This window comes from Vibrio sp. SBT000027 (genome assembly GCF_963894355.1).
Taxonomy (GTDB): domain Bacteria; phylum Pseudomonadota; class Gammaproteobacteria; order Enterobacterales; family Vibrionaceae; genus Vibrio; species Vibrio splendidus.
Map to the genome: position 1 here is coordinate 1200181 of NZ_CAWQGD010000004.1, position 15032 is coordinate 1215212.

9 protein-coding genes are annotated in these 15032 nt (G+C 42.2%); 4 read left to right on the top strand and 5 right to left on the bottom strand.

Going from position 1 to position 15032, the window contains the following annotated elements; genetic code table 11:
* Window positions 1-424: 424 nt before the first annotated feature.
* From AACU28_RS15110 to AACU28_RS15120, 3 genes are all read left to right on the top strand, one after another.
* Window positions 425-2296 (top strand): methyl-accepting chemotaxis protein, encoded by a 1872-nt coding sequence (locus AACU28_RS15110; RefSeq protein WP_121603153.1) that lies wholly within the window; start codon window positions 425-427, stop codon window positions 2294-2296.
* Between the two features lie 237 nt (window positions 2297-2533).
* Entirely contained in the window at window positions 2534-4276 is a 1743-nt protein-coding gene (locus AACU28_RS15115) for a polysaccharide lyase family 7 protein (RefSeq protein WP_102568821.1), read from the top strand.
* 422 nt (window positions 4277-4698) lie between these two features.
* Window positions 4699-6267, top strand: a complete 1569-nt coding sequence (locus tag AACU28_RS15120; protein WP_065606746.1) for a polysaccharide lyase family 7 protein — start codon at window positions 4699-4701, stop codon at window positions 6265-6267.
* 707 nt (window positions 6268-6974) lie between these two features.
* Here the strand turns inward: AACU28_RS15120 and AACU28_RS15125 are convergent.
* Window positions 6975-8774 carry a hypothetical protein gene (locus AACU28_RS15125; RefSeq protein WP_102442564.1) on the bottom strand — a complete coding sequence of 600 codons (1800 nt, stop codon included), beginning with the start codon at window positions 8772-8774 and terminating at the stop codon, window positions 6975-6977.
* Between the two features lie 192 nt (window positions 8775-8966).
* Window positions 8967-9827: an oligogalacturonate-specific porin KdgM family protein gene (locus AACU28_RS15130; protein WP_004733526.1), complete on the bottom strand. Its 861-nt coding sequence runs from the start codon at window positions 9825-9827 to the stop codon at window positions 8967-8969.
* Window positions 9828-10365: 538 nt separating this feature from the next.
* On the opposite strand from AACU28_RS15130, the gene AACU28_RS15135 reads away from it, so the two are divergent.
* Window positions 10366-11403, top strand: coding sequence for a polysaccharide lyase family 7 protein (locus AACU28_RS15135; protein ID WP_004733527.1), 1038 nt, complete (start codon window positions 10366-10368; stop codon window positions 11401-11403).
* Between the two features lie 259 nt (window positions 11404-11662).
* Here AACU28_RS15135 and AACU28_RS15140 read toward each other — a convergent pair whose 3' ends face one another.
* From AACU28_RS15140 to AACU28_RS15150, 3 genes are all read right to left on the bottom strand, one after another.
* The gene (locus tag AACU28_RS15140; protein WP_017081002.1) at window positions 11663-13030 is read right to left on the bottom strand and encodes an MATE family efflux transporter; all 1368 of its coding nucleotides are present in this window, start codon (window positions 13028-13030) and stop codon (window positions 11663-11665) included.
* A gap of 147 nt (window positions 13031-13177) precedes the next feature.
* The gene (locus tag AACU28_RS15145) at window positions 13178-13900 is read right to left on the bottom strand and encodes a FadR/GntR family transcriptional regulator (RefSeq protein WP_004733529.1); all 723 of its coding nucleotides are present in this window, start codon (window positions 13898-13900) and stop codon (window positions 13178-13180) included.
* Window positions 13901-14100: 200 nt separating this feature from the next.
* A complete protein-coding gene (locus AACU28_RS15150) occupies window positions 14101-14877 on the bottom strand; it encodes an SDR family NAD(P)-dependent oxidoreductase (protein ID WP_004733530.1) in 777 nt (258 codons plus the stop codon).
* Between the last annotated feature and the right edge of the window lie 155 nt (window positions 14878-15032).

Here is a 15032-nt window from a genome sequence, read left to right on the forward strand (position 1 = left end):
GTGAGTTAAGACTCATTTTTTCACTCAGCTGGGTGAGGTAAAGAAGAAGAGTTTTCGAAAAGATGTTATCGGAGAAATGATGAGCCAATTATCTAAAAATCGATCTATTTTAATGTGTTATGCGTCAATGTTTAACTTCGAACAAAATCCAAACTCATAAATGATACCTATGTCACAGGGCGGTTTTAGCCAGTTTTAATATACCAAGATCGCTCACAGAACATCTGGCTAATTAAGCATACAATATTAATTAAATTGATGGTTGTGACGATGGATCGGCATGAACAAGTTTCGCTTTCCGTATCTTCGAAAATGTAAAAAATGACCATTTCATTCGGATGAAAATAATAGACATAGGTTGATATGGATGATGAGTTTTATGAATTCAAAATTGTCTCTAGGGTTTAAAGGAAAATTGATTTTAATGGTAGCGATCGTCAGTTCTAGTGCTTTAGCATTTACGAACTGGTTTACGCTTAACTTGGCCACTGAACAGGTAAACCAAACGATTTATAACGAGATTGATCACTCGCTTACGATAGAAATCAATCAAATAGAAAATACCGTTCAGCGCACCATCGATACCGTTAACTCTGTTGCACAAGAGTTCATGAAATCCCCATACCAAGTGCCGAATGAAGCACTCATGCATTATGCGGCTAAGCTTGGTGGCATTGACAAGATTGTAGTGGGTTTTGACGACGGCCGTTCTTATACCTCTCGCCCTTCAGAGTCTTTCCCTAACGGTGTTGGAATAAAAGAAAAGTACAATCCAACCACTCGACCTTGGTATCAACAAGCCAAATTGAAATCAGGCTTATCTTTTAGCGATCTATTTTTCACTAAGAGTACTCAAGTGCCTATGATCGGTGTGACTTACTCATACCAAGATCGTGTCATCATGGCCGATATACGCTTTGACGATTTGGAAACGCAGCTTGAACAGCTGGACAGCATCTACGAAGCCAAAGGCATTATCATCGACGAAAAGGGGATGGTGGTCGCTTCAACAATCGAAAACGTACTTCCGCAAAGCAAGATATCTTCCGCAGATACGCAGATGAGACTCAACAGTGCCATTGAACAGCCTGATCAATTCATTGAGGGTGTGATTGATGGTAACCAGAGAATCTTGATGGCCAAGAAAGTGGATATTGGCAGCCAGAAAGAGTGGTTTATGCTCTCTAGTATTGACCCTGAACTCGCGCTCAATCAATTGAATGGCGTGATGTCGAGTGCGCGCATCCTTATCGTCGCTTGTGTACTTGGCTCGGTGATATTGATGATTTTACTTCTGAATCGTTTCTACCGCCCAATCGTGTCACTGCGCAAAATCGTCCACGATCTATCTCAAGGTAACGGAGACCTCACTCAAAGGCTTGCTGAGAAGGGGAATGACGACTTAGGACATATCGCCAAAGACATCAACTTGTTCATTATCGGCTTACAAGAGATGGTTAAGGATGTGAAATACAAGAACTCGGATCTCGATACCAAGGTACTGAGTATTCGCGAAGGTTGTAAAGAAACCAGCGATGTACTGAAAGTTCACACTGATGAAACGGTTCAAGTGGTCTCTGCGATTAACGGCTTGTCTGAAGCATCAAACGAAGTAGAGAAGAGTTCTCAGTCGGCGGCAGAAGCAGCAAGAGAAGCGGCTGTATTCAGTGATGAGACGAAACAGATTAACACAGTGACGGAAACCTATATCAGTGATCTTGAGAAGCAAGTCTGCACCACCTCTGATGATATTCGCTCAATGGCCAATGAAACGCAGAGCATCCAGTCTATCGTGTCTGTGATTGGCGGAATTGCGGAACAAACTAATTTGCTGGCATTGAATGCGTCAATTGAAGCGGCGAGGGCGGGTGAACATGGTCGAGGTTTCGCGGTGGTTGCTGATGAAGTCCGTGCGCTAGCCAACCGAACGCAAATCAGTACCTCTGAAATTGATGAAGCGTTATCTGGCTTGCAGTCTAAATCAGATGGTTTGGTTAAATCTATTGAGTTGACCAAAAGTAACTGTGAACTGACTCGCGCTCAAGTTGTTCAAGCGGTAAACATGTTGGCGAAGCTAACCGAACAGATGGAAACAGTAAGTCGTTTTAATAATGACATTTCGGGTTCGTCTGTTGAGCAAAATGCCCTTATTCAGAGCATTGCTAAGAACATGCATAAGATTGAAAGCTTTGTTGAGGAGCTTAATAAGCTAAGCCAAGATCAGCTGATTGAATCAGCAGAAATCAAAACACTTAACGGCAGCGTTAGTGACTTGATGAGCAGCTTTAAGGTTTAACTTTTCTAATATTTATATTTAAAAATCAACACACTAATTTTAGTTGTTGATCTGAGAGCCACTCAGTAACTGTCGAGTTTAGAGTGGCTTTTCTGCGTTGTTCTTGAGTCTAACTCTACGTAATATCCGTTCATTTCACTTCATTTGCCGCATCTCACATTCTGATAAATAGATAATTGACATAAAATAGTACAAATATACATTGTCACTCTACTCTTATGGATAAGTGAGATAAATGTGAATAAGCCAATCTTTGTCGTCGTACTCGCTTCGCTTACGTATGGCTGCGGTGGAAGCAGCTCCAGTGACTCTAGTGACCCTTCTGATACCAATAACCCAGGAGCATCTTATGGTGTTGTTGCTCCCTATGATATTGCCAAGTATCAAAACATCCTTTCCAGCTCAGATCTTCAGGTGTCTGATCCTAATGGAGAGGAGGGCAATAAAACCTCTGAAGTCAAAGATGGTAACTTCGATGGTTATGTCAGTGATTATTTTTATGCTGACGAAGAGACGGAAAATCTGATCTTCAAAATGGCGAACTACAAGATGCGCTCTGAAGTTCGTGAAGGAGAAAACTTCGATATCAATGAAGCAGGCGTAAGACGCAGTCTACATGCGGAAATAAGCCTACCTGATATTGAGCATGTAATGGCGAGTTCTCCCGCAGATCACGATGAAGTGACCGTGCTACAGATCCACAATAAAGGTACAGACGAGAGTGGCACGGGTTATATCCCTCATCCGCTATTGCGTGTGGTTTGGGAGCAAGAACGAGATGGCCTCACAGGTCACTACTGGGCAGTCATGAAAAATAATGCCATTGACTGTAGCAGTGCCGCTGACTCTTCGGATTGTTATGCCACTTCATATAATCGCTACGATTTGGGAGAGGCGGATCTCGATAACTTCACCAAGTTTGATCTTTCTGTTTATGAAAATACCCTTTCGATCAAAGTGAACGATGAAGTTAAAGTCGACGAAGACATCACCTACTGGCAACACCTACTGAGTTACTTTAAAGCGGGTATCTACAATCAATTTGAAAATGGTGAAGCCACGGCTCACTTTCAGGCACTGCGATACACCACCACACAGGTCAACGGCTCAAACGATTGGGATATTAATGATTGGAAGTTGACGATTCCTGCGAGTAAAGACACTTGGTATGGAAGTGGGGGTGACAGTGCGGCTGAACTAGAACCTGAGCGCTGCGAATCGAGCAAAGACCTTCTCGCCAACGACAGTGATGTCTACGACAGCGATATTGGTCTTTCTTATTTCAATACCGATGAAGGGAGAGTGCACTTTAGAGCGGATATGGGATATGGCACCTCTACCGAAAATTCTAGCTATATTCGCTCTGAGCTCAGGGAGTTGTATCAAAGCAGTGTTCAACCGGATTGTAGCACCAGTGATGAAGATACAAGTTGGTATTTGGACGACACTAGAACGAACGCTACCAGTCACGAGTTAACCGCAAGCTTACGAATTGAAGACTACCCGAACATTAATAACCAAGACCCGAAAGTGGTGCTTGGGCAAATACACGGTTGGAAGATCAATCAAGCATTGGTGAAGTTGTTATGGGAAGGCGAGAGTAAGCCAGTAAGAGTGATACTGAACTCTGATTTTGAGCGCAACAACCAAGACTGTAACCATTGTGACCCGTTCAGTGTCGAGTTAGGTACTTATTCGGCAAGTGAAGAGTGGCGATATACGATTCGAGCCAATCAAGACGGTATCTACTTAGCGACTCATGATTTAGATGGAACTAATACAGTCTCTCACCTGATCCCGTGGGGAAAGGATTACCCAGATAAAAATGGGGACACGGTTTCGTTAACATCAGATTGGACATCGACAGACATCGCTTTCTATTTCAAAGCAGGCATCTATCCACAGTTTAAGCCGGACAGCGACTACATCGGCGAGGTGTTTGATGTGAGCTTTAGTTCTCTTAGAGCTGAACATTATTGAATTAGCTAACGTTTGAGTAACAACAATGACTGCTTTAAAGACCATATTGATTCCTAACAATGTGGTCTTTTTTTGTTTTTGGACACTTACAGTGATGTGTTTTGAAGGACAAATGTTCTGCTCGAATCATGCAAATACACACGATTACAGCTCGCTTGTTCTGCCTTGCTAGCTCATTTCGCATTCCAAATTCTTATATATTGTCTTTTATCAATAGGAAATGTGATCCAGTTAAAGTATGGAAAAATCGGAAAGTGTTCCTAGTCTCATTTATCCAACGAAGTGTTTTATTTGTATTATAAGATTACGTAATATTTTCGTGTTATCGCAAATACTGATAGGTGAATCGCCTTATAGCTCGTGTTTGCTGATTTGGCTTTCACTTACGAACGCTGTCTTTGTATTATAATAATGGATTAAATATGAAACAAATTACTCTAAAAACTTTACTCGCTTCTTCTATTCTACTTGCGGTTGGTTGTGCGAGCACGAGCACGCCTACTGCTGATTTTCCAAATAACAAAGAAACTGGTGAAGCGCTTCTGACGCCAGTTGCTGTTTCCGCTAGTAGCCATGATGGTAACGGACCTGATCGTCTCGTTGACCAAGACCTAACTACACGTTGGTCATCTGCGGGTGACGGCGAGTGGGCAACGCTAGACTATGGTTCAGTACAAGAGTTTGACGCGGTTCAGGCATCTTTCAGTAAAGGTAATCAGCGCCAATCTAAATTTGATATCCAAGTGAGTGTTGATGGCGAAAGCTGGACAACGGTACTAGAAAACCAACTAAGCTCAGGTAAAGCGATCGGCCTAGAGCGTTTCCAATTTGAGCCAGCAGTGCAAGCACGCTACGTAAGATACGTTGGTCACGGTAACACCAAAAACGGTTGGAACAGTGTGACTGGATTAGCGGCGGTTAACTGTAGCATTAACGCATGTCCTGCTAGCCATATCATCACTTCAGACGTGGTAGCAGCAGAAGCCGTGATTATCGCGGAAATGAAAGCGGCAGAAAAAGCACGTAAAGATGCGCGCAAAGATCTACGCTCTGGTAACTTCGGCGTAGCAGCGGTTTACCCTTGCGATACGACCGTTGAATGCGACACACGCAGTGCACTGCCAGTTCCGACAGGCCTGCCAGCGACACCAGTTGCAGGTAACTCGCCAAGCGAAAACTTTGACATGACGCATTGGTACCTATCTCAACCATTTGACCATGATAAAAACGGCAAGCCTGATGATGTGTCTGAGTGGAACCTTGCAAACGGTTACCAGCACCCAGAAATCTTCTACACAGCTGATGACGGCGGCCTAGTATTCAAAGCTTACGTGAAAGGTGTACGTACCTCTAAAAACACTAAGTACGCGCGTACAGAGCTTCGTGAAATGATGCGTCGTGGTGATCAGTCTATTAGCACTAAAGGTGTTAACAAGAATAACTGGGTATTCTCAAGCGCTCCTGAATCTGACTTAGAGTCGGCAGCGGGTATTGACGGCGCTCTAGAAGCGACGTTGAAAATCGACCATGCAACAACGACGGGTAATGCGAATGAAGTAGGTCGCTTTATCATTGGTCAGATTCACGATCAAAACGATGAACCAATTCGTTTGTACTACCGTAAATTGCCAAACCAAGCTACGGGCGCAGTTTACTTTGCACATGAAAGCCAAGACGCAACTAAAGAGGACTTCTACCCTCTCGTGGGCGACATGACGGCTGAAGTGGGTGATGATGGTATCGCGCTTGGCGAAGTGTTCAGCTACCGTATTGACGTTAAAGGCAACACGATGACTGTAACGCTAATGCGTGAAGGCAAAGACGATGTTGTACAAGTGGTTGATATGAGCAACAGTGGCTACGATGCAGGCGGCAAGTACATGTACTTCAAGGCCGGTGTTTACAACCAAAACATCAGCGGCGACCTAGATGATTACTCACAAGCGACTTTCTACCAGCTAGACGTATCGCACGATCAATACCAAAAGTAATCTAACCGAATAACACTTAATATTAAAGGTATTGCAATAGCCTCCAGCCTTAGGGTTTGGAGGCTTTTTTGTGTCTGTCGTTTGGGTGGAGTGAATAACAGGTCGCTCAATAACTCGGATAAAAGGCTGGTGGTTAACCTTGTTTCTCAGTTCTATATTTTGTTGCTCAATCTTCAACATAGCTTCCCATTTGCCTATCTTAGTAAATAGCGGTTACAAGCTAATGTTGCTGGGATCGATAGGCTTAGGTTGCTCGCACGAGCTTGTATTTACATATTAAGTATTCTCGACGACTCATGGCTAGGTGTTTAAGGTTGGTTTGTATATCGTGATTAAATCCTAAATCCTAAATCCTAAATCCTAAACCCCAGGCAAACAGGCTACTTGTAGTAGTATCTAGGTAGGGAAGAGCTTGCAGTTACAACATGATTTATGTAGAGCCATTTCTAACCTAAGTTACTAGTGATATGCATCAGAACAACATGTCGATTAGTTTAATTATTAATTACATTGAGAATTCGAAGCGGGGATTGGTGAGCTTTCGAGGTTTGAATTTTGTATGGAATGACAAGTCTCTTAATGGAGAGGGTAAGTGGGCTATTTGCGAGTTAGTTTTTGCCAAATGAACGATTTGTTCAGTTGAATGGAAATAAAAATGCCGTCACTAGGACGGCATTTTTGACAGAGTTTTAGGTTAACTTAACTTATTACTCAGCGTTTAGAGGATCTTCAGCAACAACTGCAGAGAATGTACTTGAGTTGTATGGTGATGCACTTAAATCTGCGCCAATGCTGTAGTTCTCGTAGTCATCAGAGAATATTTCAGTCGAGCCTGCTGTATCGGAATAAACCTTGTAGTCATCGACGTATAAAGTTGTATCTGCTGTTCCACCGTTTGATGAGAATTTAATGGTTGTCGCAGTTACTTCCACACCTGGAGTAGTGTTTTGTGATGCATAAGGACCATACTCTGTACCATTGACCTTAACGGTATAAGTGCCTGCAGCACTCAAGCTTGACGTGTCCCAAGACATTTCAAGGTCAATCCATGTACCTGGAGTGAATGTTGTTACTTGAGTGTCTTCACCACGGAGTGTGATTTTCCCTTCATCGATTTTAAATTCACCAATCAATGATGATGTTGAATTTTTAGTATCGAAGAGAGAAACATAAGCCGATTCCGTTTCAGCAACGTCATAGTACATAGAAACTTTATGTGTGCCTGTCGTCATTCCTGAATCAAACTTGTAACGTAATTCGCCAGTATCGCTAATATCCGTATCAGTAATAGCCGCTACCTGGTTGTCAGTAGGATCTGGGTCAGGCTCAGTACTGCCACCGTCAACAATAACAGTCGCTTCCGCTGTGTTGTTGTTGTAAGGATTACCTGATAGCGCTTGGCCATTCGGGTAATTGTTAAAGTTATCTTCAAACACCAGCTCATCAGTCGTTGTGTCATTCGAATAAACTTTAAAGTTGTCAGCGTTCAATTCGTAATGTGTGGTGTTAGAAGTATCACCAAGCTTTAATGACACGATAGTAACGGCAGCTTTGTCGAAAGCCTCAAATCCGTTGCCGCTATTGTCGTATACGGTGTCATTGACCTTGAATGTGTAATAACCGTTAGCCCAGTTGATTTCAACCGCTAGATCCTCGCCTAAAGTGTAAGTGCCTACAGGCTCATCAGGAATTTGAGGCTTACCACTACTATCGGTAACCGTAGAGCGGTAGAAAATTTCTCCAGAGTTAAAAATGACTTCGCCGTGCAGGTTCGTATTAGATGTACCTGAAGCGTAGAGACTAATATAAGCGTTGTTACCTGAGCCGTTTTCTGGCTGTGCCGTGTCTTCATCGACTTGGTAGATTAAATCAACGGTCACTTTTCCTGATGCAATAGTGTCTACCGTTGCACCTGTGCTGCTGTCAGACAGTTTTAAACGCAACTCACCAACATCATTTTTTACGCCGCCATTGTTGGTATCTAAAATTTGAACATAACCATTAATGCCACTTGCTTCATTGGCTTCACTTATAGCTTCTTGTACGGCGTCAGTTTCTGTCTGATCTGAACCTGAATATGCAATACCAGTTGAGTTATCTGAAATGGTGAGAGCGCCTGAATCATCAAAGGTAAACGCACCATCTAAAATTTCAAGAGTTGACGAGCCAGTTTCATAGTAAGTAAAAGAAACAGTGCCAGCTTCATCATCGTAATTATTGGCAGAAGCACTTGCATCTTTAATGGTGTATGTACCTAAGTCATCGTCGTCGTCATAGTATTTATGATTACCGTCTTCTTGGAAAACATACACGTTTGGTAGATCTGCGTTAGATGACGCGGATATTGAAGCGGAGCTACCATCACTAATTTGCCAGTAACCCGTTGTTAGTACTGATTCTTGGCTGCCTGCACCTGAATCCGTCGGAATAGGTAAACCATCACTGTTACAACCAAATAATAAACCTGTCGAAAGAGCGACAGCTGTAGCGACTTTAGAAATTTGCATAAAATATTCTCTTTATGATATTAAATCCATATGTAAATCACATAAGAAATAGATAATGAATAGTCGTTAAATATTTATTAGAATGAAGCTAATTCTGATTAGAACATCCTATTATTTAAAATAAAGTAATTAAAATATGCCCAAATAAATTACAAGAGGAGAGGGCTATTTTATATTTTGACTATTTTATTATTAGAATGAGTAAGCAATACCAACACGGTATTTAGCTTCACGATCTTTTGAAGATGAACTGATATCAGAAGACCAGATTTCAGCAAAAGGTTTCCAAGAACCGAACTTGTAGTTTACCTTTAAGCCAGCATCCCATTCCCAGTCATCACTATTATAAAGAAGTACGTTATCCAAAGATTTTACATAGTTTGCTTCGTAAGAAAGGCCAAGCTTAGGTAGAGATTCAATTTTGTAAGAGCCCGTCAGTGTAACTTTAGACTTTTGAGCTGATTCTAAACGCTCGCCAGTTTCAGAATCTTTGTCACCAAATTGTGTGTGGTTGCGGAAATCAGCATATTCATGACGGTAACGAATTGCGGTCGTTAAACCCATGTCTGCTTTATAGCCAACGCGGAACTGAGGTTTAAACGTAACCTTCTTCATCTTCCAGTCGCCATCGTTAGCATTAGGCTCATCCCAATCCCAAGCAATAGGCATACCCATTTGCAGATACCAATTATTGTCTATTTTGTATGTCGCAGTGTTATCGATCTCCATACCATAGATGTACCAATTGCCATCGTAAAAACTCTGGCTGTTTGCTGATTTAACAGAACCTGAATCTTCATCATAGTAAGAGTCATCACCGTGGAACTTAAGTTCTAGACCAGTAGAGTGCTTCCACTTATCTGACAGCTTAAAGCTTTCACCTAGCTTAACTCGGTGTTGATGGCGAGCGTCTACGTGAGCCGTATCACCATTAGTCTTTGTATAATCCGTCGCAGCACGATACTCGTAACGATAATCAAGAGATGCACCAGCAGCTGTGCCCGCTAAAAGAGTACATGCAACAGCTGCAGCAATTTTTGTAACAGAATTCATACCTTTGTCTCACTATTATTTTTTTATTCTGGATACATCCAATGTACCCCTGGCTCACAAACCAATACCTTACATGGTATTAAATTAATGTATGACAAATATGGTATTTATTCTTAGGGTAGATTTCTGTGAGATCTATCAAAAGTTCCGACTAATGGCCTATTTATATAGCTAAATGTTATGAATATCTCAATTTAAGGCTTACCAATCAAATCAATCATGACTCAGTTCTCATATTAACAAACCTTGTAAGACCAACTAACTGCATGTGTTAAAATAATACAAATATAAGAATATTCCCACGATTTCATATCGATGTTCTAGTTGTTGTGGTTTAAACATAACGGGGCATGTGGAGGGATATAGATATAAACCACCGCCAAATGTTTGGTAAAAGTTAAAAGATGGCGAAATGTAAATTCTATTTATTGGTTGGTTTATTTAAGTCGAAGAGAAAATATTTAGTACTAATTCGTGTTCAAAAGTAGTTTCTGTGCTGAGAGTGTACTCAGTATCTGTTAACAATAAAGGATGAGTCATGTTTAAGAAAAACATATTAGCAGTGGCGTTATTAGCGACTGTGCCAATGGTTACTTTCGCAAATAACGGTGTTTCTTACCCCGTACCTGCCGATAAATTCGATATGCATAATTGGAAAATAACCATACCTTCAGATATTAATGAAGATGGTCGCGTTGATGAAATCGAAGGGGTCGCTATGATGAGCTACTCACATAGTGATTTCTTCCATCTTGATAAAGACGGCAACCTTGTATTTGAAGTGCAGAACCAAGCGATTACGACGAAAAACTCGAAGAATGCGCGTTCTGAATTACGACAAATGCCAAGAGGCGCAGATTTCTCTATCGATACGGCTGATAAAGGAAACCAGTGGGCACTGTCGAGTCACCCAGCGGCTAGTGAATACAGTGCTGTTGGCGGAACATTAGAAGCGACATTAAAAGTGAATCACGTCTCAGTTAACGCTAAGTTCCCAGAAAAATACCCAGCTCATTCTGTTGTGGTTGGTCAGATTCATGCTAAAAAACACAACGAGCTAATCAAAGCTGGAACCGGTTATGGGCATGGTAATGAACCACTAAAGATCTTCTATAAGAAGTTTCCTGACCAAGAAATGGGTTCAGTATTCTGGAACTATGAACGTAACCTAGAGAAAAAAGATCCTAACCGTGCCGATATCGCTTATCCAGTGTGGGGTAACACGTGGGAAAACCCTGCAGAGCCGGGTGAAGCGGGTATTGCTCTTGGTGAAGAGTTTAGCTACAAAGTGGAAGTGAAAGGCACCATGATGTACCTAACGTTTGAAACCGAGCGTCACGATACCGTTAAGTATGAAATCGACCTGAGTAAGGGCATCGATGAACTTGATTCACCAACGGGTTATGCTGAAGATGATTTCTATTACAAAGCGGGCGCATACGGCCAATGTAGTGTGAGCGATTCTCACCCTGTATGGGGGCCAGGTTGTGGCGGTACTGGCGATTTCGCTGTCGATAAAAAGAATGGCGATTACAACAGTGTGACTTTCTCTGCGCTTAAGTTGAACGGTAAATAGCACATAGCATAACCAATAGTCTAGCTAGACGCAGTCCTTAAGGAATATTTTCGAAGACCACTTAACCGAATGTTGAGTGGTCTTTTTGTTTTATATGAGTTTTAAGATGAACTTGGTATTAATGTGACCTTGGTATCAATGAGGGTGTACATGAAGCCTACCAATGAAAGGTACAGCTAAAACAATACAACCTTGTCAAAAGACAAGGTTGTATTCAGAAAGCGTAGGAAGATTTTAGGACGACAACTCGATACGGAGTTTAGTCATACATCAACTCTTTGGCTTTGTCGGCATCAAACTCTTTAAGAGACTTTCGAGCCAAGTGACGGAATGGGAAAGCTTTAACGACTTCTTCGAATGGTTGGATAGCGAAGGCCCAAAAGATAGAACCGTCTAATCCAAAGATGATCAATGCACACAATGGAATTGAAATTACCCATTGACCAGTAAAGTTGATTTTGAAGACTGCGGTCGTTTTTCCTAGTGCTCTTAGTACATTCCCATGAACCGTGTTGTAGCCACGGACAATCGGCAAGAAGATGTAGAGTGGGGCGATAACGGCCAATGCTTGATAGGTAGACTCATCCAAGTTCGGGTAAATGTCACCAATGACCAGACTTAATCCTGCGAACAAGATTGCACACACAAAAGAAATGACGACCGCAATATCAATACTGGTATCGACGTTTTTGACTAGGTCATCCATCTTTTTAGAGCCAATCGCTTGGCTGATAGTAATCGCGGAAGAGTGAGCCCAAGCAGTAATAAATTGAGAGACAGCCCTAATCCAAGGCATCACCAAAGTAATCGCAACATACGCGTTGATGTTAAGTTGCGAATACAGTAACTGATAAATCGTTGCGCCAATCAATAGCATGGTTACATTTGCTGCGACAGGGAATATCTCGATAAAGTGACGACGAACGTTTGTCATGAACTCAGAGCGCTGGGCGTCTAATTTGAGTGAAATTGCTGAGCTCAAATACACGCAAAGAACCAGATACACAAGGCGAAGGGTGATAGCAATAACACTGCCTAGCGCGGCGCCTTGAACACCAATACCTTCGAAATTTGAAAAGCCGTGAATGAGTCCATAAGAAAGTACAGCGTTGATCGGCAATTCAATCAAATACCCTTTAAACGGTATTTTGGTTCTTCCTAATGCATTAAATAGGGCGATAATTACTTGCGTTAATGCTGTGAAAATGACGAGATACTTTGAGATATCAAGGTAGTGGCTGATTTCTAAGTAAAGGGCTTTATCGTCGGTTAAGGCTTGAATTAAAGGCTGTTCTAAAAAGGTGAGCAGAAACCAAAATATTGTCGCGATACCTAAGTTGATGAACAGACCTGCCCAAAACGCTTTGGATAATGAAGCGGTAATGCCAGAACCCACGGCGCGACTCAATACTAGCTGAGTGCCGTTTGCCAGCGCCATTTGAATACCGAGTACAAAGGCAACCATAGTGGTCGCAATTCCCATGGCAGCCAAAGGTATTTCACCAAGAGGAGAAACCAGCAGCGTATCGATCATCAACATCGACTGCATCAATATACCGTTTAGGGCTAGGGGCCAGGCGAGAGAGAAATTTTTCCTTACATACGATTGTGTAGACACAAACAACACCTTATGTGTGTAACCGTAAGTTTTCTCTGAGAGGACCCGAGTTCAACATTTAAAGATGAAACACTACGGTAATGGATGGTTAAAAATGGGCGCTAAAACTTACTGACTCGTGTATTGGGATACACGAGTCAGTCTGGTCAATCTTGGTTATGCGATTGCTAATTCAACCCTAGACAGCTTTTGGTTTTCATCATCAAGTAAAGCTTGAGAGGCTATTCGAGCTTGATTCGCATTGCCTGACATAATCGCATCGTATATCGCTTTGTGCTCTTCTAAACAGAAGCGACCGCCTTCGGCAGAGTGGTCGATAAACTGTTTGAAAATCGTCGACAGAATGTTCGCGAACGGAATGTAAAACTGGTTACCCGTCGATAAGAAAATCGTTTGGTGAAACAGATGATCGTTGGTTGTCCACTCTTGATAATCAAAGCCGTTTGCGGCAATGGTCATCTTTTGGAAAAGGATCGAAAGCTCTTTGCGTTGCTCTACCGTAGCGTTGGATGCTGCAAGTGCACACGCTTCTGGGTCAATCGCTTTTCTTAAGCCCAAGAATTGAGATAAAAAGGGTTTGGTGTCTTCTAAATCTTGGATCCAATACAGTAATTGAGGGTCTAAAAAGTGCCATTGCGTTCTTGGTTTGATACGAGTGCCCACTTTAGGCTTTGATTCAATCAACCCTTTTGCTGAAAGCAGCTTAGTGGATTCTCGAAGGGCAGTTCTGCTGACTCCAAAGATCTCGCACAACTCCATTTCGCTAGGTAACTTCTGATTTTCTTTCAACTCGCCAGACAAGATTTTTCGAGCAATTTGTCTCGCGACTTGAACATGAATTCGGCGGCTTGAATCTTCCACCAATGTAAATATTGACATTTAAACCACCTGAAATTGAAACTTTGAAAACAAAAAAAGCCAGACGAATCTGGCGCTTAGAGTCAGTGTATACGTCGAATTTAGTGTGAGGTTTTCCTCATCTATTTGGGTCTGATGACCTTATTTAGTGTGACGATCTTAACGACTTTATATAACTTAACGATTCTATATAACTTAGTGAGCTTATATCAGTCAGCTAGCTAGGGCGTTATTTGTCCGCCGTTAACATCTAGGATTTGTCCTGTGATGTACCCGCTACAAGCGTGCGATGCAAAAAAAGCAAATGAAGGGGCAACCTCATCAATATTGCCAAAGCGTCCCATTGGAATGTTGTTAGCAATGGTCGCTTTCAGATCGTCGCTTTTGCCATCGTGAAATGCGGTGTCGATAGTGCCCGGTGAAACAATGTTGAAACGGATATTGTCTTGCGCGAACTCTTTCACCCAATTGCGGTGAATGTCGTGTAACCACGCTTTAGATGCGGCATAGACGCCAGCACCCACACCACCGCCTTCGCGAGCGGCAATAGAGCCCGTGCTAATCACACACGATGTTTGCCCGGATAGAGCAGCAGATGCACGCAAGTGTGGGATAGAGAACTTAGTTGTCATCAGCGCGGATCGAACATTTAGGTTCATCACACGCTCATAAAACTCGTCATCGATATTTTCTAGACTTGCACGCCCACCAAGGCCACCTGCGTTGTTAATCAACACATCCATGCCGCCAAAATGGTCGGTGAACTCTTTGACTAACCTTTCGCACTCTAATGTGTCCATTAGGTTTGCAGGAAAAAACGCAACATCGCCACCCAATGCGGTGAGTTCGGTGAGAACGTCATCGACTTTTGGGCTGAAAGCACGACTATTGATGCCAATCTTTGCGCCGTACTTTGCAAAAATGCGTGCAGTAGCTAAGCCCATACCAGCAGTAGAGCCAGTAATTAAAATGCGTTTGCCTTTTAAATCGTTAAACATCAGAGTCGCCTATATTGTAGATTACTTGCGTTAATAAATCATACAATAACACTTGCTATATTCAAGAGTGTTCATCTAAAAACTGATCATTACCGACATAAATAGTGAGAGTAAGAGTGGTTTTGTGAGTTCACGCATACAAAAAATGTGTAAAT

Bases quoted from the DNA above. Each gene is read 5' to 3' on its own strand.
- AACU28_RS15120 (WP_065606746.1), top strand. From the start codon at position 4,699: ATGAAACAAATTACTCTAAAAACTTTACTCGCTTCTTCTATTCTACTT.
- AACU28_RS15130 (WP_004733526.1), bottom strand. From the start codon at position 9,827: ATGAATTCTGTTACAAAAATTGCTGCAGCTGTTGCATGTACTCTTTTA.
- AACU28_RS15145 (WP_004733529.1), bottom strand. From the start codon at position 13,900: ATGTCAATATTTACATTGGTGGAAGATTCAAGCCGCCGAATTCATGTT.
- AACU28_RS15150 (WP_004733530.1), bottom strand. From the start codon at position 14,877: ATGTTTAACGATTTAAAAGGCAAACGCATTTTAATTACTGGCTCTACT.
- AACU28_RS15110 (WP_121603153.1), top strand. From the start codon at position 425: ATGGTAGCGATCGTCAGTTCTAGTGCTTTAGCATTTACGAACTGGTTT.
- AACU28_RS15135 (WP_004733527.1), top strand. From the start codon at position 10,366: ATGTTTAAGAAAAACATATTAGCAGTGGCGTTATTAGCGACTGTGCCA.
- AACU28_RS15125 (WP_102442564.1), bottom strand. From the start codon at position 8,774: ATGCAAATTTCTAAAGTCGCTACAGCTGTCGCTCTTTCGACAGGTTTA.